General features: G+C 68.2%; 19 protein-coding genes and 1 tRNA gene. 7 read left to right on the top strand and 13 right to left on the bottom strand.

Going from position 1 to position 18842, the window contains the following annotated elements; all coding sequences use genetic code 11:
• Positions 1 to 3: 3 nt before the first annotated feature.
• The 4 genes from ASG75_RS01715 to ASG75_RS01700 all read right to left on the bottom strand — a co-directional run bounded on the left by ASG75_RS01715 (position 4) and on the right by ASG75_RS01700 (position 3466).
• Positions 4 to 783, bottom strand: coding sequence for a class I SAM-dependent methyltransferase (locus tag ASG75_RS01715; RefSeq protein WP_056385138.1), 780 nt, complete (start codon positions 781 to 783; stop codon positions 4 to 6).
• The gene (locus ASG75_RS01710) at positions 776 to 1531 is read right to left on the bottom strand and encodes an SDR family oxidoreductase (RefSeq protein WP_235580130.1); all 756 of its coding nucleotides are present in this window, start codon (positions 1529 to 1531) and stop codon (positions 776 to 778) included. The genes ASG75_RS01715 and ASG75_RS01710 overlap by 8 nt, the downstream gene beginning before the upstream one ends.
• Positions 1532 to 1539: 8 nt before the next feature.
• The gene (locus tag ASG75_RS01705) at positions 1540 to 1842 is read right to left on the bottom strand and encodes a DUF4190 domain-containing protein (protein ID WP_056385134.1); all 303 of its coding nucleotides are present in this window, start codon (positions 1840 to 1842) and stop codon (positions 1540 to 1542) included.
• Between the two features lie 88 nt (positions 1843 to 1930).
• Positions 1931 to 3466, bottom strand: coding sequence for an aldehyde dehydrogenase family protein (locus ASG75_RS01700; RefSeq protein ID WP_056385132.1), 1536 nt, complete (start codon positions 3464 to 3466; stop codon positions 1931 to 1933).
• A 288-nt stretch (positions 3467 to 3754) separates the two neighbouring features.
• On the opposite strand from ASG75_RS01700, the gene ASG75_RS01695 reads away from it, so the two are divergent.
• Positions 3755 to 3831 (top strand) — tRNA-Arg (locus tag ASG75_RS01695).
• Between the two features lie 47 nt (positions 3832 to 3878).
• Here ASG75_RS01695 and ASG75_RS01690 read toward each other — a convergent pair.
• Both ASG75_RS01690 and ASG75_RS01685 read right to left on the bottom strand, forming a co-directional pair.
• Entirely contained in the window at positions 3879 to 5438 is a 1560-nt protein-coding gene (locus tag ASG75_RS01690) for a YdiU family protein (protein ID WP_056385131.1), read from the bottom strand.
• A 92-nt stretch (positions 5439 to 5530) separates the two neighbouring features.
• Entirely contained in the window at positions 5531 to 6292 is a 762-nt protein-coding gene (locus tag ASG75_RS01685) for a transglycosylase SLT domain-containing protein (protein WP_235580129.1), read from the bottom strand.
• 791 nt (positions 6293 to 7083) lie between these two features.
• Here ASG75_RS01685 and ASG75_RS01680 point away from each other — a divergent pair.
• Positions 7084 to 7674, top strand: a complete 591-nt coding sequence (locus ASG75_RS01680) for a DUF1415 domain-containing protein (RefSeq protein WP_056385129.1) — start codon at positions 7084 to 7086, stop codon at positions 7672 to 7674.
• 58 nt (positions 7675 to 7732) lie between these two features.
• On the top strand, positions 7733 to 8065 hold the full coding sequence (locus tag ASG75_RS01675) for a YkgJ family cysteine cluster protein (protein WP_056385127.1): 333 nt from the start codon (positions 7733 to 7735) through the stop codon (positions 8063 to 8065).
• A 39-nt stretch (positions 8066 to 8104) separates the two neighbouring features.
• Here ASG75_RS01675 and ASG75_RS01670 read toward each other — a convergent pair whose 3' ends face one another.
• The 5 genes from ASG75_RS01670 to ASG75_RS01650 all read right to left on the bottom strand — a co-directional run bounded on the left by ASG75_RS01670 (position 8105) and on the right by ASG75_RS01650 (position 13417).
• Positions 8105 to 8806, bottom strand: coding sequence for a pseudouridine synthase (locus ASG75_RS01670; RefSeq protein WP_056385125.1), 702 nt, complete (start codon positions 8804 to 8806; stop codon positions 8105 to 8107).
• Positions 8803 to 9873 (bottom strand): class I SAM-dependent methyltransferase, encoded by a 1071-nt coding sequence (locus tag ASG75_RS01665; protein ID WP_056385123.1) that lies wholly within the window; start codon positions 9871 to 9873, stop codon positions 8803 to 8805. The genes ASG75_RS01670 and ASG75_RS01665 overlap by 4 nt, the downstream gene beginning before the upstream one ends.
• 70 nt (positions 9874 to 9943) lie before the next feature.
• Positions 9944 to 10285, bottom strand: a complete 342-nt coding sequence (locus ASG75_RS01660) for a carboxymuconolactone decarboxylase family protein (protein ID WP_056385121.1) — start codon at positions 10283 to 10285, stop codon at positions 9944 to 9946.
• Between the two features lie 151 nt (positions 10286 to 10436).
• On the bottom strand, positions 10437 to 12440 hold the full coding sequence (locus tag ASG75_RS01655; protein WP_056385119.1) for an oligopeptide transporter, OPT family: 2004 nt from the start codon (positions 12438 to 12440) through the stop codon (positions 10437 to 10439).
• Positions 12441 to 12529: 89 nt separating this feature from the next.
• Positions 12530 to 13417, bottom strand: coding sequence for an RluA family pseudouridine synthase (locus ASG75_RS01650; RefSeq protein ID WP_056385117.1), 888 nt, complete (start codon positions 13415 to 13417; stop codon positions 12530 to 12532).
• Positions 13418 to 13521: 104 nt separating this feature from the next.
• Here ASG75_RS01650 and ASG75_RS01645 point away from each other — a divergent pair, with 104 nt between their 5' ends.
• Together ASG75_RS01645 and ASG75_RS01640 are read left to right on the top strand one after the other, a co-directional pair.
• On the top strand, positions 13522 to 14079 hold the full coding sequence (locus ASG75_RS01645; protein WP_056385114.1) for a YaeQ family protein: 558 nt from the start codon (positions 13522 to 13524) through the stop codon (positions 14077 to 14079).
• 77 nt (positions 14080 to 14156) lie between these two features.
• A complete protein-coding gene (locus ASG75_RS01640) occupies positions 14157 to 14591 on the top strand; it encodes an FKBP-type peptidyl-prolyl cis-trans isomerase (RefSeq protein WP_056385112.1) in 435 nt (144 codons plus the stop codon).
• A 47-nt stretch (positions 14592 to 14638) separates the two neighbouring features.
• On the opposite strand, the gene ASG75_RS01635 is transcribed toward ASG75_RS01640, so the two are convergent.
• Positions 14639 to 15496 carry a PA4780 family RIO1-like protein kinase gene (locus tag ASG75_RS01635; RefSeq protein ID WP_056385110.1) on the bottom strand — a complete coding sequence of 286 codons (858 nt, stop codon included), beginning with the start codon at positions 15494 to 15496 and terminating at the stop codon, positions 14639 to 14641.
• A gap of 84 nt (positions 15497 to 15580) precedes the next feature.
• A complete protein-coding gene (locus tag ASG75_RS01630; protein ID WP_056385108.1) occupies positions 15581 to 16579 on the bottom strand; it encodes an LLM class flavin-dependent oxidoreductase in 999 nt (332 codons plus the stop codon).
• Between the two features lie 103 nt (positions 16580 to 16682).
• Between ASG75_RS01630 and ASG75_RS01625 the strand changes: the two genes are divergently transcribed.
• Positions 16683 to 17405 (top strand): S4 domain-containing protein, encoded by a 723-nt coding sequence (locus ASG75_RS01625; protein WP_056385106.1) that lies wholly within the window; start codon positions 16683 to 16685, stop codon positions 17403 to 17405.
• A 473-nt stretch (positions 17406 to 17878) separates the two neighbouring features.
• Positions 17879 to 18832 carry an HDOD domain-containing protein gene (locus ASG75_RS01620; protein WP_235580128.1) on the top strand — a complete coding sequence of 318 codons (954 nt, stop codon included), beginning with the start codon at positions 17879 to 17881 and terminating at the stop codon, positions 18830 to 18832.
• The last annotated feature ends 10 nt before the right edge of the window (positions 18833 to 18842 follow it).

Below are 18842 nucleotides of genomic sequence, written 5' to 3'. Positions count from 1 at the left end.
GGATCAGGCCAGGTGGCCCGCGAAAATGCGGGTGTCGTAATCGAAGCTTACCGTGCCGTTTTCGGCACTGCTGTCGAACAGTTCGCGCAGCGCGCGCAGCATCGGTTCGTGTTGGGGATGGCCTGCCTTCGGCGCATACGAGGACGACATCAGGCGTCCGCGCAAGGCCTCGAAATCCAGCTGCTGCGCGTGTTCGAAACGGGCTGCGCCGCGGAAGCCGGCACCGAACCAGGCGCGCATGTGCGCGTCGTCGGCGTAGCGTTCGGCCACGCTGGCGTAGTCGGTGCCGTAGGCCAGCAGCAGCGCCTCGTAGCCTTCCAGAAAACGGGTGCCGGCGAGCCGACGCGAGTTCCACCAGATCGCCGCCAGCCCGCGCGGGCGCAGGATGCGCGCGAACTCGCGCCGCGCCGCATCCTCGTCGAACCAGTGGAACGCCTGCGCCACGGTGACCAGGTCCACGCTGGCGTCGGGCAAGCCGGTGGCGCCGGCGCCGCCGTCGACCGCATCGAAGCCCGCGTACGCCTGCAGCCAGTGTTCGGCGGCGGCGCGCATCGGCGCATTCGGTTCCACCGCAGTCACCCGATAGCCGGCGTCGAGAAATAGCTTGGCGGAAATGCCGGTGCCCGCACCTACGTCCGCCACCCGCCAGCCGCTGTCCACGCCCTGCTCGCGCTGCAGCCAGTCCAGCAACGCTGCCGGATAGTCCGGCCGGTAGCGCACGTAGTCGTCAACGCGATCGCCGAAGCGCGCGGTGGACTGCAGGGAAGCATTCTCGTCAGCCATGGAGCATCTGTCCGCCATCGACGACCAGGGTGTGACCGGTGATCCAGCCCGCCCACGACGAGGCCAGGAACAGCGCGGCGTGGGCGATCTCCTCCGGCTTGCCGAAGCGGCCGAACGGGATCTTCGCCAGGGTGGCGCGGTAGAGCTCCGGCTGTTCCAGCTTGCGACGCTCCCACAGGCCATCGACAAACGCGATCGAACCCGGTGCGATCGCGTTGACGCGGATGCGGTGTTCCGCCAGCGCCAGCGCCTGCGAGGTGGTGTACTGGCTCAGCGCCGCCTTCACCGCCGCATACGCCGCGCCGTTCGCGCGCGGACGGAACGCGGCGATCGAACTGGTGTGCAGGATGCATCCGTGCGACGAGGCCTTGAGGTGCGGCAACGCCGCGCGCGACGCGCGCACCGCCGCCATCAGGTCCACGTTGAAACCGGCGCTCCACGCCTCGTCGCCGTCGTCGAAACCGTAGCCGCTGGCGTTGTTGACCAGCACGTCGATACCGCCGAGCGCGGTGGCCGCCTCCGCCACATAGGCCTCGATGGCGCGGGCATCGGCCAGGTCGCAGCTCTGCGCATGCGCCAACACGCCGTGGGCGGCCAGCGCCTGGCGGGTTTCCTCCAGCGCCGCGACGCCACGGGCGCAGATCGACACCGCCGCGCCGGCTTCGGCGAAGCCCAGCGCGATGCTGCGACCGATGCCGCGGCTGCCGCCGGCAACGACGACGCGATACCCGGTGAAGTCAAAAGGCATGCGGGGCATCAATGCCAGTTCGAGAAGGCGAAACCGAAGATCAGTGCAGCGATGAGCACGAACACCACCAGCACGCCCAGCAGCAGTTGCACGTAGCCGAGCACCAGCCCGGCCACAGCCATGCCGTCGCCCTCGGTGCGGGCATCGGGTGGACTGCGGCGGATCTCGCTACGCGCCAGGTGGCCGCAGATGATCGCCACGATCGCGCCCACGAACGGCAGCACGCACCAGGCCAGGATGCCGAAGACCAGGCTCACCACGGCCAGCGAACTGGTGCTGGTGCCCGGACGGTAGGACGGTTGATAGCTCATCGGATCGCTCACTCCTGTCGAGGTGGTGGATCAGCGCCGTCATGCATTGCCGTCGGCTGCGGGCGGCGAACCGCCCGCAGCCGGTTCATCAGAAGCCGAACTTGATGCCCTGGGCCAGCGGCAACGCGTCCGAGTAGTTGATGGTATTGGTCTGGCGGCGCATGTACACCTTCCATGCATCCGAACCGGACTCGCGGCCGCCGCCGGTTTCCTTCTCGCCGCCGAACGCGCCGCCGATCTCCGCACCGGACGTGCCGATGTTGATGTTGGCGATGCCGCAGTCGGAACCCGCCGCCGACAGGAACTGCTCGGCCGCCTTCAGGTTGGTGGTGAAGATCGACGAGGACAGGCCCTGCGGCACGTCGTTCTGCAGCGCGATCGCCTCGTCCAGCGTCTTGAACGGCATCACGTAGAGAATCGGTGCGAACGTCTCGGTCTGCACCACTTCGTCGGCGTTCTTCAGCCCGGTGACGATGGTCGGCAGCACGAAGTTGCCCTTGCGATCGGTCAACGCCTTGCCGCCGGTGGCAACGGTGCCGCCGGCCGCCTTGGCCTTGGCGATCGCGGCAAGATAGCCCTGCACCGCTTCCTGGCTGTTCAGCGGGCCCATCAGCGTGGTGGCCAGGGTGGGGTCGCCGATCTTGCCCTCGACCTGCTTGTACGCCTTGACCAGGGTGTCGACCACGCTGTCGTGGATCGACTCGTGCACGAACACGCGGCGGGTGGTGGTGCAGCGCTGGCCGGCAGTGCCGACCGCGCCGAACACGATGCCGGGGATCGCCAGCGCAAGGTCGGCCGTCTCGTCCACGATGATCGCGTTGTTGCCGCCCAGTTCCAGCAGCGAACGGCCCATGCGCTGGGCGACGCGCTCGCCGACCATGCGGCCGACCTTGGTCGAGCCGGTGAAGCTGATCAGCGCGACGCGCTTGTCGTCGACGAAGGCCTGCGCCAGGTCGCTACCGGCGTCGTTGAACAGGAAGAACAGGTCGGGGAAGCCGCCGGCCTTCAGCGCGTCGTTGCAGATGCGGATGGTGGCAATTGCCGACAGCGGGGTCTTCGGCGACGGCTTCCAGATGCAGATGTCGCCGGCGATGGTGGCCAGCATGGCATTCCATGCCCACACCGCAACCGGGAAGTTGAACGCGCTGATGATGCCGACCAGGCCGAGCGGATGGTACTGGTCGTACATGCGGTGGCCCGGGCGCTCCGAGTGCATGGTGTAGCCGTACAGCATGCGGCTCTGGCCCACCGCGAAGTCGGCGATGTCGATCATCTCCTGCACTTCGCCGTCGCCCTCGGGCTTGATCTTGCCCATCTCCAGCGCGACCAGCGAACCCAGCGCGTCCTTGTGCTTGCGCAGCGCTTCACCGCACAGGCGCACCGCTTCGCCACGTGCCGGCGCGGGCGTGGTGCGCCACACCTTGAACGCAGCCTGCGCGCGCTGGACGATCACTTCGTAATCGGCGGCGCTGGACGCATGCACGGTGCCAAGCACCTCGCCGGTGGCCGGGTTCACCGGCTGCAGCGCGCCGGCGTCGGCGGTCTTCGACCACTCGCCCTGGCCGAGATAGCTGCCGGACTGCTCGCCATCGAGGCCAAGCGCGCTGAGGATTGCATGGGACATGGATGTCTCCTGGACGTGCGGCGCCTGCGAGGCACCGTGAAGGGAATGTGGCAATTGCCCATTCTAGCAGGGGCGGGTAAGTGACTCCCTCCCCTGCAACGCAGGGTCGGGTCGGAGTGGGGCGCTTTTGATCTTGATTTCCGGCAACCCTGCGCCCCCCCCTCACCTGAAGGACTCCCTTCGGTCGCCAGCCTCCCCCTGCGACCGAAGGAAGTCCCTTGAGGGGCAAGCAGGGGGAGGAGCAACAAAATCGCACCGCCGCGTGATCCATGCGAAAATCCCGCCGCTGCCCTCGTAGCTCAGTTGGATAGAGCGGTCCCCTCCTAAGGGACAGGTCGGACGTTCGAATCGTCTCGAGGGCACCAGTTCCTTAACGCGAAGGCCGGCCATGCCGGCCTTCGCTGTTTCCGATTCAGGAACTGCACGACAGCATCGAGCAACCGGCCTTGTGCCGCGCCCAGTCCGGACGCTTCTGCGCGAACGCCTCGCGGCCGGGTTGGTCGTCGTAGGGGTGGCACAGCACCTCGAGCAGCTCGGCGATACCGCTGGGGTCACCCTGCTCGGCGCGGTCGATCGCCTGCTGCGCCAGGTAGTTGCGCAGCACGTAGCGCGGGTTCGCCAGGCGCATCCGCTCGCGGCGCTGGGCCGGCGACAGCGGATCATCGGCCAGCCGCGCCGCGTAACGGGCCAACCAGGCGTCGAGCGCCGGCTCGGCTTCATGCCGCTTCGCCTCGTCGTAAAACGCCTCGCTGAACGGCGCCAGCGTGGGCGTCTGCACGTCCACATCGGCCAGTGCGCGAAACCACAGCGTCATGTCGATCTCGGCCTGTTGCATCAGCGATTGCAGCGACTGCATCAGCGCCACGTCGTCGTCGCGGCATTCGGCCAGGCCCAGCTTGGCGGCAATGTTGGCGCGGTCGGCGGCGGCATACGCGGCGGCGTAATGCTGCAACCCGGCCTCCAGCGGCCCGACGCCGTCGAACAGCGGCGCCAGCGCACCGGCCAGGCAGCTGAGATTCCACCACGCCACGTTCGGCTGCTGACCAAAACGGTAGCGACGGCGCTGCGCGTCGGTGGTGTTCGGCGTCCACTCCGGATCGTAGTTGTCGACCCAGCCGTACGGGCCGTAGTCGATGGTGAGGCCGAGGATCGACATGTTGTCGGTGTTCATCACCCCGTGCACGAAACCCACGCGCATCCAGTGCGCCATCATCGCGGCGGTGCGCTCGCACACCTGGGTGAACCACGCCGCATACAGCGCCTCGCCCTGCCCGTCGAGTTCCGGGAAATCCCGGCGGATGGTGAACTCGACCAGCTGGCGCAGCAGTGCGATGTCGCCGCGCGAAGTGGGCAATTCGAAGTTGCCGAAGCGGATGAACGACGGCGCCACGCGGCACACGATCGCGCCCGGTTCCGGCGCGGCGTGGCCGTCGTAGAACATGTCGCGCAGCACCGCCTCGCCGGTGCCGACCAGGCTCAGCGCGCGCGTGGTCGGCACGCCCAGGTGGTGCATCGCCTCGCTGCACAGGAACTCGCGCACCGAGGAACGCAGCACCGCGCGGCCGTCCGCGCCGCGCGAATACGGCGTCAGCCCGGCGCCCTTGAGCTGCAGCTCCCAGCGTTCGCCGGCGGCGTTGATGACTTCGCCCAGCGAAATTGCGCGGCCATCGCCGAGCTGCCCTGCCCAGTTGCCGAACTGGTGCCCGCCGTAGTTCGCCGCGTACGGCTGCATGCCGTCGAGCAGGGCGTTGCCGCCGAACAGTTGGGCAAACTCGGGCGTGGCGACGTCCGCTGCGCTGAAACCCAAGGTCGCCGCCATCTCGGCCGAATGCGCCAGCAGCCGCGGCGCCGCCACCGGCGTGGGATCGACCCGCGAGTACAGCGCGCCGTCGACCTGACGCAGCCGCGCGCCCTGCTCCGGATCACCAGGCAGCTCGCGCACGAACGTATTGTCGAAACGAAGATCGAACATCAAACTGCCTCGCGGGACTGCAGCCTATATCCGGGCGCCACCGGCGCGATGCAAGGCCGGGGCACGGCGTGCGGCGCGCTTTCTGCGAGCGGCTAGCGCGCCACGGCCTGTCCGCGGCGCGCCGGACGATGGATCGCCTTCAGCCGCTGGTAGACGGTCAGCACGGCGGTGCCGTAATCCCTGGCCAGGGTCGGCGTGTGGCTGTGGTAATAGCCCACGCCGAGCACCCGGTCGCGGGTCTGGCGCATGCCGTCGCGCAGGATTTTCGCGGCCACGGCGATGTTGGTGCGCGGATTCAGCAGGGTCAGCGGATCGCGCACCGCGTCGCGGTGCATCGGGTAGTAGACCTGCATGATGCCGACATCCTGCACGGCCGAACCGAACTGGCTCGCCGCCGCCATCGCCAGCTGCACGTCGTGCCGCTCGCCGCGCACCAGGTGGTCGTCGACGCGGAACAGCCACGGCGTGGGCGCGACCTTGCCATCCGGGTACAACGCCTTCGATTCCACCAAAGCGACGCTGTACAGCAGCAGTGGATCGACACCGGAGGCCTTGCCGATCTGCGACCACAGGCTCTGCCGGGAAGTGATGTCCAGGTCGGGCTCCTCGATCGGCATCATCAGGTCCATCGTGCTGACGTCGGACAACAGCTTGCGACCGGTTTCGGCCGGCTCGGCGCGGGCTGCCGACGCAACGGTTGGCGCGCTTGCCGCAGCCAACACCCGCGCAGGCCTGGCCGGCAAGGACGGTGCATGCGCGGCAGATGCCGGCGTGGCAGCCAATGCCCTGACCGGCGTTGACCCCACGTCGGGGTGCGGCATGCCGATACGCAGCAACACCAGGGCAGCGCCCACGAGGGCGCCGATGGCGACGCCTGCCGCAAGCCTGTGCCGAGACGCCCTCGCCCATCCCGGCCACGACGGCATGCGTGCCCGCACCCACGGCGCGATGCAGGCGTCGACGAGTCGGCGCAAACTGACGGCTGCGGTCACGTGCCATCCATCCAGCGGCCATGCGGGAGGCAGCAGCCAGCGTTCCGCTACCGGCCGCAGCGCGCTCGGGGGCAGCCGGTTGGGCACGACCGTCCGCGAGCGGACCCATCGAGCTGGTGCCGGCATCACAACAGGCGGGGCGATGGAACGGTGGCGGGCCGACGGGTCTCCGGATTTCCAGCGCGCCGGCGCCATCAGATACACGCGGCCCGGTTCCCGAGTGGCGCCGCGTACCGTCACAGGGTCCGTGGCCGAGTGCCTGTCCGAGCCTGCTGCCTTGCCCGCTTTGGCAGGGGCCGGTTCCCGCGCCGACACATCGCACGTATCGCCGGACGCGACCATGCAACCACCGACTTCGGAGTACCCGCGGCTCTCGCCATGCAAGGCATCTGCAGTCGTTGGGGTCAAACCGTCCACAAGGGAATCCTGTTCAAGGGCACGGCTACCGCCAATCCGATGAGGTCTGGTCGAGGCGGCAAGCTCCCCGTGTCGAGGGTCGCCATTAAATCAGGTTTGCGAGGCCGGTTCCCGCATCCGGCACCTGAACGTTCCCGCGCGCCCCGACGCAAGCCCGCAAGGCATCGGCACGGCACGCGCAAACCGGTGCACCGGCCAGCCGTTATAGTCGGCTACCGCACCCTCGCGAAAACCGCATGAACCCGACGTCCGCCAACCACCTCAACGCCGACGCGCTGCCCGAGGACGCGCCCTACCTCGCCGCCACCACGCGCTGGCTGGAGCGCGCGGTGATCGGGCTGAACCTGTGCCCGTTCGCCCGCGCGCCGCACGTGCAAGGCAAGCTGCGCCTGCGGGTAAGCCATGCGCGCGATACCGACGCGCTGCTCGACGACCTCTGCGGCGAGCTGCAGTCGCTCAACGCGTTGACGCCGGACGAATGCGAGACCGGCCTGCTGATCCACCCGTTCGTGCTCGGCGACTTCCTCGACTACAACGACTTCCTCGACGTGGCCGACGCCGCCGTGCAGACGCTGGGTCTGGAAGGCGAATGGCAGGTAGCCAGCTTCCATCCCCGCTACCAGTTCGCCGACAGCGCGCCGGACGACGTCGAGAACCTCAGCAACCGCTCGCCGTATCCCACGCTGCACCTGCTGCGCGAATCCAGCATCGAGCGCGCGATGGAGACAATGAGCGACACCGACAGCATCTACCGGCGCAATATCGAGACCCTGCAACGGCTGGGCCCCGATGGCTGGCAGGCGCTGTGGCGCGACAGCGACGACTGAACGCATCCGCCCGACGCGGAGTTCACATTCGCGCGGGACGAAGCTGTCATGCTGGGGAGTGAATACCCTCCCCGACCCCTACGCCGAAAGCGTCGACCCCAGCGTGCAATGCACGACCTGCGAAGCCGTGTGCTGCCGCCTCACCGTGGTCCTGATGCCCGAAGACCATGTGCCCGCGTGGCTGGTCGCCCGCGACGAATACGGCATGGAAACCCTGGCCAAGGGCGAGGACGGCTGGTGCGCCGCGGTCAACCCGAACACCTTCGGCTGCACCATCTACGAAGACCGCCCCACCATCTGCCGCAAGTTCGCGATGGGCAGCCCGAGCTGCCGCGACGAGCGGCACAAGTGGTTCGGCGCCACGATTCCCACTGCGGTGCACGTGCTCTAGTTGCGCTCGTGACTGAGGCTTCGTAGGACGAGCACCGCCCTACGACGCGAAGATTTCCGCGACCTCAGCGGCATCGAGTGTGCGCCATTCGCCCAGCGGCAACCCGCCCAGCGCGAGTGCGCCGATCGAGATCCGCTGCAGCGTCTCGACGTGGTTGCCAGTGGCGGCGAACATGCGGCGCACCTGGTGGTAACGGCCCTCGGTGACGCTGAGGCGGGCATGCCGCGGACCCAGCACTTCAAGCACGGCCGGCGCCAGCGGCTCGGTTTCCGATTCCAGCAGCAGGCTGCCGCTGGCGAACAGCTCGCCTTCGTCGCCGCGCAGGTCCTGCGCCAGGGTGGCCTCGTAGACCTTGGTCACCTGCACCTTCGGCGAGATGATCCGGTGCAGCAGCGCGCCGTCGTCGGTGAACAGCAGCAGGCCGGAGGTGTCGCGGTCGAGCCGGCCCACGCTGGACAAGGCCGGCGAGCGCACGTTGTAGCGCGGCGGCAACAGGTCGTAGACCACGCGGCCCGGGTCCTTGCGCGAGCAGGTGACGCCAAGCGGCTTGTTCATCATCAGGGTCAGCCCGGGCGGCGGATCGAGCGGCTCGTCGTCGACGCGGATGCTCTCGTACGGCACCACGTCGTCGGCGTACAGCACCTCGCCGTCCGCATCGGTGATGCGCCCGGCGCGGAACAACTGGGTCACGTCCTTGCGGCTGCCGTAGCCCAGGTTCGCAATCAGCTTGACCAATTTCATCCGCGCACCCCGACCGCCTCGATCACCTTGAATCCTTCCCGCACGACCCGCGTGCGCACTTCATGAAAACGCGAGGCCAGCACGGCCTCATACGGCAGGTGCCGGTTCGCCACGATCAGCAGCCGGCCATCCGGCAGCAGCGCCTCGGCCGCGCTGACGATGAACGCACGGCCCAGTTCCGGCAGGTCGGCGCGCCCCTGATGGAACGGCGGGTTGCTGACGATGGCATCGTAGCGCTGCGCCAGGCCGCGGGTAACGTCATGCCAGTGCACCGCCACTGCCACGTCGCGCCCGCCTTCGCGCTGCGCCCGCGCCAGGTTGAGCCGCGCCGGCTCCAGCGCGCGCGCTTCGGCCTCGTACAGGTCGAGCGCGTCGACCCGCGGGCAGCGCGCGACGACCTGCGTGGATAGATAACCGTAGCCGGCGCCGAGATCGGCCACGCGGCCGTGCAGGTCCGCCGGCAGGTGTTCCGCCAGCAGCGCCGAGGCGCGGTCGATGCGGTCCCAGGCGAACAGGCCGGGGCGGCTGACGTAGCCATCGACGATCGTGCGCGGCTCGTCCAGCGCCAGCCATTCGACCAGCAGGTGCTGGTCGACGTCGGTCGGCTGCGGCGTGCTCCAGAACGCACGGCACTTGTGCTTGGACAGGTGCTGCACGGGGCCGGAAAGTTTCGCCAGGTCGGCCTCGCCCGACTTCGCGCCTTCGGCATTCGGCATCGCGGCCAGCAGCGTGCCGCCCGGCGCCAGGTGCTGCAGCGCGCGGGCGAACAGGGCGCGCGCCTCGTCGCGCTGGCGCGGCGGCAGCAACAACACCAGCGGAAATTTTTCATCGGCCGCCGGCTCGCTCACGCGCAGGCCGTTGCGGCCCAGCTCGTCGGCGAATGGCAGGAAACCCTGCTCGCACAACCAGCCGGGCTGCGCCATCTCGCGCAGTCGCATCCCGGCTCGAGCGCGCAGGAACAGCGCTCGGCCATCCACGGGCAGACGCAACTCGCCCGATTCGAACGGCACGAACAGGGCCGCCAGCGCCGCATCCGGCGCGGCCGCGAAAAATCCGCCAGCAGTCACGTCATCCCTTCCACCTTGAAACGGTGGCGGCATTGTACGTGGCCGCCGGCAGAATCCGTGCCGCGCGGACTCAACCGCCGCCGTGCTGGCTCACCGCGTCCATCGCGCGGGCGGAAAACACCAGCGCCGCACCGGCGTTCATCGCCACGGCCACGCCCAGCGCCTCGGCGATTTCCTCGCGGGTCGCGCCATGCTTCAACGCCTCGCCCACGTGCACCGTGATGCAGCCGTCGCAGCGGGTGGTGACCGCCACCGCCAGCGAGATCAGCTCGCGGGTCTTCGCGTCCAGGTGGCCGGTCTTCTGGCCGGCATCGCTCAAGGTCTGGTACCCCTTCAACGTATCCGGGCTGAGCTTGCCGATCTCGCCAATCCGGCCCAGCAGTTCCTTGCGGTATTGCAGCCAATCCAGCATGGGAATCTCCTCGCGGTGGTGGCGGCCGGGCGACGCGCCCGACCGTGGCGGGGATGCTGCGCCACCGGATGTAAAATCCGCATGCGGGGGTTTCCCGGCGGCAGGACCAGGCGGCGGAACCCTCGCAACCTGCCCCAGGAACCTCACCTGGTTACGCCGTGGCCGATGTCCGCCCCAGCCTGGCTACCCAGCGGTACAGCGCCACATTGACCGCGACGAAGGCGATGCCGCCGATCCAGATCGCCGCCGTGCCGAAGCCATCGCCGACCAGCGCCAGCGGCGCGCCCTTGCCGGAGAACACCACGATCGCCGCGATGATCACGCCGATGATGCTTTCGCCCACGATCATGCCGGAGGCCAGCAGCACGCCCAATTGCTTTGTCGCTTCGGGTTTCGCGCCACGCTCGGCGCGCTTGTCGAAATACCAGCCGACGACGGCGCCGACCACGATCATCAGCGTGGTCGAGGTGGGCAGGTAGATGCCCAGGCCCACCGCCAGCGGCGGCAGCGCGGCCGCTTTGGTGGTGCGGCCAAGGACGGCGTCCAGCACGATCAGCGCCACGCCGATCGCGCCGCCCAGAATGATCAGGCTCCAGTCGATATTGCCCTGGATCACGCCCTGAGCCAGCGCCGAGATCAGCCCCGCCTGCGGTGCGGCCAATGCACGCGCCGGATCGACTCCGGGCATGCCGGCGAAACCGTACGCCTCGTTCAGCAGGTCCAGCACCGGCGGGATCACCGCCGCGCCCACCAGCACGCCGACCACCAGCGCCACCTGCTGCTTCCACGGCGTGGCGTCGACCAGTTGGCCGGTCTTCAGATCCTGCAGGTTGTTGTTGGCGATGGTCGCCACCGCGAACACCACCGAGGTGGCGAACAGCGCGAACGCCACCAGCCCCTTGCCGGCATCGCCGGCGAGCTCCGACTTCACGCCCGCCACCAGCAGCAACAGCGCCGCGATGATCACCACCAGGATGCCCACGCCGGACAGCGGACTGTTGGACGAGCCGATCAGGCCCGCCATATAGCCGCATACCGCGGAAACCAGGAAGCCCATGATCACCACGAAGACCAGGCCGCCGATCACCAGCAGCCACAGGTGCGAACCCAGCCCGGTGACGATGCTGAAATCGCCCAGCAGCCAGCCGATCGGCAGCAGGCAGAGCAGGCTGATCAGGCCGACGATGCCGATCGGCATGTCGTGCTCGGTGCGCGGCAGCGTGTCGCCCTGCCCGGCCTTGCGCGCCCGCGACGACGCCATCGCCGAGGAAAGCCCGCTGATCACCGGCTTGACCAGTTTGGCCAGTGTCCAGATCGCCGCCACGCCGATCGTGCCGGCGCCGATGAAGCGCACCTTGCTGCCCCAGGCCGCCTGCGCCACGTCCGCGGCGGCGCCGGTGGCTGCCGCCAGCAGGGTGTAATGCGGCACCGCCCAGCCCCAGGCGATCAACGCGCCGAGCAGCATCGCCAGACCGACCCACAGGCCGACCAGGTGGCCCACCGCCAACAGTGCGAACGACAGGCTGAAGTCATAGCCGCTGGCCCCGCCGCGGTCGCCGAAGTGGAAATATTGCGCCACGCTGCCGGCAAACACCTTGGTAGCGACCACCACCGCGAACACCGCCGAGACGATGGTGCCGGCGGCAACGGCCAGCAGGCCCGACTTGCTGCTCTCCTCCGACGCCGCGCCCGCGTCGTCGCCGCCGCCCACTTTCAGCACTTCGGCGCAGGCCACGCCTTCCGGGTACGGCAGGTCGGAATCGGTCACCAGCGCGCGGCGCAATGGGATCGTGTACATCACGCCCAGGATGCCGCCGGTGGCGCAGATGCCGAACGTCACCCAGAACGGAAAACCGGTCCACCAGCCGACCATCACCAGGCCGGGCAACACGAAGATGATCGCCGACAGCGTGCCGGCCGACGAGGCCACCGTCTGCACGATGTTGTTTTCCTGCATCGTGGAGTTCTTGAACCCGCGCAGGATCGCCATCGAGATCACTGCCGCCGGAATCGAGGTGGCGAAGGTCAGGCCAGCCTTGAGGCCGAAGAACACGTTCGCCGCGGTGAACACCAGGGTGATCACGATGCCGATGATCAGGCCGCGTACGGTCAACTCGGTGCGCGGCGTCGCGCTGGACAACGGTTTTGCAGTCACGAATGGCTCTCCCCCGGATGGATGCTGCGGTGGAAGATAGCGTGGAATCGCTGCCGGTGGTTATCCCCTGGCCGAACGGCGCTGTCGCGTCACAACGCCAGCCGGCTCTCGAAACGCCGCGGCTCGCCGGACAGCGGATCGACGAAGGCCAGGCCGCGCGCCAGCAGCTTCAAGGGTTGCCTATGGTCGTCGGCGGACTTGTCGGCCAGCGCCGGATACAGCGTGTCGCCCACGATCGGCGCACCCAGCGCGGCCATGTGTACGCGCAACTGGTGCTTGCGGCCGCTGACCGGGAACAGGGCGTAGCGCCATGTACCCTCGCCGCGCTCGATCAGCTCGATCCGCGTCTCGCTGTTCGGCTCGCCGTCGACCTCGCGCATGCGGAAGAACGGTTCGCCCGCCACGATGCGCGAGCGCCTCGACAGCGGGAACACCAGCGATGGCAAGGCCGGCGCCAGCGCCTCGTAACGCTTGTCGATCCGCCGTTCGCGAAACAGCGCCTGGTACGCCGCGCGACTGGCCGGGTTCGCCGAGAACAGCACCAGCCCGGCGGTGGCGCGATCGATCCGGTGCAGCGGCACCAGCTCGGGATTGTCCAGCCGATGCATCAATCGCCGCAGCAGAGTCTGCTCGACGAAGCCGCCGGCCGGGGTTACCGGCAGGAAATGCGGTTTGTCCGCCACCACCAGGTGCGCGTCCGCATGCAGCACGGTTTCGACGAACGGAATCGGCCGCTCGTCCACCACCTCGCGGTAATAGTGGATGCGTATGCCTGCGCGGTACGGCGTCTGCGGCGTGATCGCGATGCCCTGCCCGTCCAGCACGCGCCCGCGCGCGATGCGGTCCAACCATTGCGCGCGATCGATCGCGCTGAACTGCGCGCACAGCCCGTCGAGCACGGTGGCCCAGGCACCCGGCGGCAGGTGCACGGTGCTGGCACGCGGATCGCGGCTGAACGATGAAGCGGCTCGGTTCATGGCACGGCCAGTGTAAGGCGTCCGGCGCAGCCGCCCTTCTTCACCAAGGCAAGGGCGCGGCACGTGCGCGTAGAATGGCCGGCTTGTTGTCTCAAGGCACCCCCATGGCACTCAACTCCACCATCTACAAGGTCGAACTGCAGGTCAGCGACATGGACCGGCATTACTACGCCACTCATGCACTGACCCTGGCGCGGCATCCGTCCGAGACCGAGGAACGGCTGATGGTGCGCCTGCTCGCGTTCGCGCTGTACGCAGAAGACCGGCTGGAGTTCGGCAAGGGCATCAGCGACGAGGACGAACCGGCGCTATGGCGCAAGGCGTATACCGACGAGATCGAGCTGTGGATCGAAGTCGGCCAGCCCGACGAGACGCGCATCCGCAAGGCCTGCGGCCGTTCGCGCCAGGTGGTGGTGATCAGCTACGGCGGCAACGCGGCGGAGATCTGGTGGAACAAGGTCGGTGCCGCACTCAGCCGCAACAAGAACCTCACCGTACTGGACATCCCTGCGCACACCGTGGCCGAACTGGTCGCACTGCTGCAGCGTGGCATGCGCCTGCAGGCACTGGTCCAGGATGGCCAGCTGCAGCTGATGAACGAGGCCGATGCGGTTGCCGTCGACCCGCTCAAGCGCATGGTCGCGGCCGAACTGGTGAGCTGACGACTTCGCGTCGGCCGTCTCGCCGCGGTTTCCCGCATAATCTCCGCCCGATCCCATCCATCTTCCCGGAGTCACCCATGCGCTGGTTGCTGCCCCTGCTTGCTGTCTTCGCCCTCGCCGCCTGCAGCACCCCGCCCGCGGCACACGCCAGCGGCAAGGTGGACAAGCTCACCATCATCGACACGAAAGTGGGCACCGGTGCCGAAGCGAAGGCCGGCATGGACGTGCTGGTGCACTACACCGGCTGGCTTTACGACGAAAACGCGAAAGACAAGCACGGCGCCAAGTTCGACAGCTCGCTCGACCATGGCGCGCCGTTCAACTTCACGCTCGGCGCCGGCCGGGTGATCGACGGCTGGGACCAGGGCGTGGCCGGCATGCGCGTGGGCGGCAAGCGCACCCTGCTGATTCCCGCCGAGCTCGGTTACGGCGCCCGCGGCGCCGGCGGCGACATCCCGCCGAACGCCTCGCTGGTGTTCGACGTGGAGCTGATCGACGTCAGCACGCCCTGAGGTTCCGCACGGCTGGCCGTGCCCGCCCTGCGCTTCCTCGTCAGGCTTCAGTCCTCCTGCGCCGCCGCCTCGCGCCCCTGCTGGCGGATGATCGCTTCTTCCCGCGCGTCGATGATCGACTGCATCACGCTGTCGACGTCGGCGATGCTTTCGTCGAACTCGAAATGGCCAGTGAGTTCGCTGTCCGGGTGCAGTTCGCCCAGCTCGTACAGCGCCCACATCTCCTCGCCGTAGTGGGTGTCCAGCAGCTCCGGCGCGAAGCGCGACAGGCTGATCGTGATGTTGCCCACGTCGCGGCGCAGCATGGTGCGCGCCGCGTTGTTGCCGGAGGCGCTGACCGCTTGCGGCAGGTCGATGATCACCGGGCCATCCGGCCCGACCAGCACGTTGTATTCGGACAGGTCGCCGTGAATCAGCCCCACGCACAGCATGCGTGCGACCTGCTGCATCAGGAAGCGGTGGTAGTCGCGCGCCGTGTCCGCCGACAGTTCCACCTCGCCCAGTCGCGGCGCCGAATGGCCGTCCGCATCGATGACCAGCTCCATCACCAGCACGCCGTTGAAGTAGCCGTAGGGCTTCGGCACGCGTACGCCGGCGGCGGTGAGCTGGTACAGCGCGTCGACCTCGGCGTTCTTCCAGGCGGCCTCGGCCTCCTTGCGGCCGAACTTCGTAGCCTTGCCCATCGCGCGCGCCTGCCGGCTGCCGCGCACCTTGCGGCCTTCCTGGTATTGCACGCGCGCCTGGAAGCTGCGTTGCGCCATGTCCTTGTAGACCTTGGCGCAGCGAACGTCCTCGCCCGAACGCACGATGTAGACGGACGCTTCCTTGCCGCTCTTCAGCGGTCGCAACACCTGATCGATCACGCCTTCGTCGATCAGGTCCTGCAGGCCCTTGGGGGTTTTCATGCGTGGGGGAGCTTCAAGGTTTCGTGAGATAACGCCCATTATGGCCGATCGGCGACCTGGCCCGGGCTTTCGCGGCCACGACGTTTAGTTCGCAGTCGACAGCCGATCGCGCACCGCTGCCGCGATCTCGAACGAATGCCGCCGCGCGGCGTGCTCGAACACGTTGGCGGTGAGCAGCAACTCGTCCGGCCGATGCCGGGCGATGAACGCCGCGATGCCGTCCTTCACCGTGCCAACAGCGCCGACCACGGCGCAGGCCAGCGCCCGCTCCACCATCAGCTTCTCCGGCGGCGCCCAGTACGACTCGATGTCGTCGATCGGCGGCGGGATCAGCCCGGGCCGGCCGCGGCGCAGATTGATGAAACTCTGCTGCTGGGTAGTGAACAGGCGCCGCGCCTCGGCATCGCTGTCGGCCGCGACCACGTTCAGGCCGAGCATTGCGTACGGCTGCTGCAGCCGTGCCGACGGGCGAAAATCGCGCCGGTACAGCGCCAACGCCTCGTCCATCGCGTCCGGCGCGAAGTGCGAGGCGAACGCAAACGGGAGGCCGAGCTGCGCCGACAGCTTCGCGCTGAACAGGCTGGAACCGAGCAGCCACACCGGCACCTCGATGCCGGCGCCAGGCACGGCGCGCACTGGCTGGCCGGCCTTGGCCGGTTCGAAGTAGCCGAGCAGTTCCAGTACGTCATGCGGGAACGCGTCGGCGCTGTCGAAGTAGCGGCGCAACGCCTTCGCAGTGGGCTGGTCGGTGCCGGGCGCGCGGCCCAGGCCCAGGTCGATCCGCCCCGGATACAACGAGGCCAGCGTGCCGAACGCCTCGGCCACCTGCAGCGGCGCGTGGTTCGGCAGCATGATGCCGCCGGCGCCGACGCGGATGGTCGAGGTGCCGCCGGCCACGTGACCGATCAGCACCGCCGTCGCCGCGCTGGCGATGCCGGGCATGTTGTGATGCTCGGCCAGCCAGTAGCGCCGGTAGCCCAGCCGCTCGGCCAGCCGGGCCAGGTCCAGCGTGTTGCGGAACGCCTGGCCGGCATCGCTGCCTTCGGTGACTGGCGCCAGGTCGAGGACGGAAAACGGGATCATGTTGGGCCCTCGCCAAGTGGATGGCCACGATGTGGGGGCTGCCGCGCGGATTGCCACCAGCGCCTGCGCCTACAATGGCCCACCCTTATCCCACGGCATCCCGATGACCGAACCCGTCCGCCTCGCCAAACGTGTCGTCGCGCTGGCCCAGTGCTCGCGACGCGAGGCCGAGCAATACATCGAGGGCGGCTGGGTGCGGGTGGGCGGCGTCGTGGTGGAGGAGCCGCAGTTCATGGTCGATGCCCAGCACGTCGAGCTCGACCCACAGGCCAAGCTGGCGCCTGCCGAACCGGCCACCTTGGTGCTGCACAAGCCGGCCGGCTACGACGCCGGCAACGGCCCGAACCCGGCCAGCGCACTGGTCACCCCGCAAACGCGCTGGCCCGACGACGGCTCCGGCGTGCGGCCGTTGAGGCGGCATATGCAGCGGCTCACCACGCCGTTGGCGCTGCCGACCCAGGCCAGCGGCCTGCTGATCTTCACCCAGGACTGGCGCGTCACCCGCAAACTCACCGAGGACATCGAGCGGATCGAACAGGAGTTCGTGGTCGAGGTCAGCGGTGCATTGATCCCGAACGGACTGGCCCTGCTCAATCACGGCCTGCGCTTCAACAACTACGCGATGCCGCCGATCAAGGTCAGCTGGCAGAGCGAACAGCGCCTGCGCTTCGCGTTCAAGGTATTGCAGCCGACCCAGATCGAGCCGATGTGCAACGCGGTCGGCCTGAAGGTGCTGGCGATGAAATGCCTGCGGGTGGGCCGCATCCCGCTGGCGAAACTGCCGCCGGGGCAATGGCGCTATCTCGCCCCGCACGAACGCATCTGAACCCGCCGCCAGCTGCCACCTCGCTCCCTTGCCAAATAGCCACCGGAACGGCTTAGACTCACCCATGTGTCACGTGTCGCAAATCTACCCACACCGGAGAACAGCATGAGCAAGGGCATGGATTCAAAGAAGAGCGAGAAGAAAAAACCGGCCAAGACCATGAAGGAAAAGAAGGCCGCCAAGCAGGAAAAGAAAAAGAACAAGTAGGCCAAGCTCTTTACGCATCGCGGCACGGAGGCAGTCCCGGATCACGGCTGGTTGCCCGGCGATGCTGCCGGCAGACAAGCGCCGGCTGCCTCCTCCCTCTTCGCTAAACTTTCCCCGCCCGGTGCCGATAGTTCGAGACGGGTCGCCCGGGAACCGGCGCGCCGGGACGAGGGGCACGGAATATGGGGAATATGTGGCGGCGCATTTTTCGCAGCCGGAAGCCAACGGTGTCAGCGAACCGCGCGCAGCCAATCGCCCCGACGTCGGTGCGCTCCCCTCCGATCGCGCCTGTCGTTCCATCGGCACTGCCGCTGGCGGAAATCGGGGATCGGTTCCATCGCTTCGTACTCAGTGTTCCCGACAGCGACGCCGATGGACTCAGCGCTTTCGAGCTTGCCACGCTCAAGCGGCTGGAACTGCTCAGCACCCGCTTCGACATGCGCAGCCTGCCCCGCCTGCCGACGGTGTTGCCGCAACTGCTGCGCGCCCTGAAGAACGACAACGCCGGCGGCGGCGAGCTGGCCCGGCTGATCGGCCGCGACCCCCTGATGGTCGGCGAGATCATGCGGGTCACCGGCAGCGTGCATTACCGCGCGGCGCAGCCGATCACCAGCCTGCAGCAGGCGGTGGTGCTGCTGGGCCAGGATGGTTTGCGCCGGGTCCTTACCCAGCACGTGATGAAACCCATCCTGCAAGCCAATACGGGCACGCTGGGCCACGCCGCCGGCGAACGTCTGTGGAATCATGCCGAACGTTGCGCCCATGCCTGCGCCTGGCTCGGCAGGAACAACGGTTGCGATGCGTTCGAGGCCTATCTGGCCGGGATCGTCTGCCATACCGGCAACGGCGCCGTGGTACGCCTGCTGGATCAGCTGAAACCCGCCGATGACACCGTGCCGCCATCGCCGGGCTTTCTCGCCAGTTGTTCCAGGCTCGCCGCGCGGCTTTCGTTGCAGGTTGCGCAGCACTGGGAACTGCCACAGCGCGTGCTCGATGCGATGACGGAATGCCAGGCCCCGGCAACGCCGGCGGCCTCGCCGTTGGGCAACGCGCTTTCCGTGGCCGACCTGCTGGCGATGGCCCAGTTGCTGATCGAACACGAACGGCTCACCGACAACCCGGACCTCAGCCAAAGCTGGCCCGGTGTCTTTGCGCCGCCCCTGATCGCGCGTTGCCAGCAGGATCTCCGGCGCAGCTTTCCCGTATCGAAAAGCGCCTGAGGGGCCGCAG

Origin of the sequence: Rhodanobacter sp. Soil772 (assembly GCF_001428385.1) — a bacterium.
In the GTDB taxonomy this organism is placed as follows: Bacteria; Pseudomonadota; Gammaproteobacteria; order Xanthomonadales; family Rhodanobacteraceae; genus Rhodanobacter.
Note: the sequence above shows the minus strand (reverse complement) of the source record. Positions and strands in the feature narration are given on the sequence as shown.

Excerpts from the sequence above, each read along its gene's own strand:
- ASG75_RS01660 (WP_056385121.1), bottom strand. The coding sequence starts at position 10,285 with ATGCTGGATTGGCTGCAATACCGCAAGGAACTGCTGGGCCGGATTGGC.
- ASG75_RS01640 (WP_056385112.1), top strand. The coding sequence starts at position 14,157 with ATGCGCTGGTTGCTGCCCCTGCTTGCTGTCTTCGCCCTCGCCGCCTGC.
- ASG75_RS01645 (WP_056385114.1), top strand. The coding sequence starts at position 13,522 with ATGGCACTCAACTCCACCATCTACAAGGTCGAACTGCAGGTCAGCGAC.
- ASG75_RS01635 (WP_056385110.1), bottom strand. The coding sequence starts at position 15,496 with ATGAAAACCCCCAAGGGCCTGCAGGACCTGATCGACGAAGGCGTGATC.
- ASG75_RS01680 (WP_056385129.1), top strand. The coding sequence starts at position 7,084 with ATGAACCCGACGTCCGCCAACCACCTCAACGCCGACGCGCTGCCCGAG.
- ASG75_RS01710 (WP_235580130.1), bottom strand. The coding sequence starts at position 1,531 with ATGCCTTTTGACTTCACCGGGTATCGCGTCGTCGTTGCCGGCGGCAGC.
- ASG75_RS01625 (WP_056385106.1), top strand. The coding sequence starts at position 16,683 with ATGACCGAACCCGTCCGCCTCGCCAAACGTGTCGTCGCGCTGGCCCAG.
- ASG75_RS01650 (WP_056385117.1), bottom strand. The coding sequence starts at position 13,417 with ATGAACCGAGCCGCTTCATCGTTCAGCCGCGATCCGCGTGCCAGCACC.
- ASG75_RS01670 (WP_056385125.1), bottom strand. The coding sequence starts at position 8,806 with ATGAAATTGGTCAAGCTGATTGCGAACCTGGGCTACGGCAGCCGCAAG.
- ASG75_RS01705 (WP_056385134.1), bottom strand. The coding sequence starts at position 1,842 with ATGAGCTATCAACCGTCCTACCGTCCGGGCACCAGCACCAGTTCGCTG.
- ASG75_RS01700 (WP_056385132.1), bottom strand. The coding sequence starts at position 3,466 with ATGTCCCATGCAATCCTCAGCGCGCTTGGCCTCGATGGCGAGCAGTCC.
- ASG75_RS01690 (WP_056385131.1), bottom strand. The coding sequence starts at position 5,438 with ATGTTCGATCTTCGTTTCGACAATACGTTCGTGCGCGAGCTGCCTGGT.
- ASG75_RS01715 (WP_056385138.1), bottom strand. The coding sequence starts at position 783 with ATGGCTGACGAGAATGCTTCCCTGCAGTCCACCGCGCGCTTCGGCGAT.
- ASG75_RS01630 (WP_056385108.1), bottom strand. The coding sequence starts at position 16,579 with ATGATCCCGTTTTCCGTCCTCGACCTGGCGCCAGTCACCGAAGGCAGC.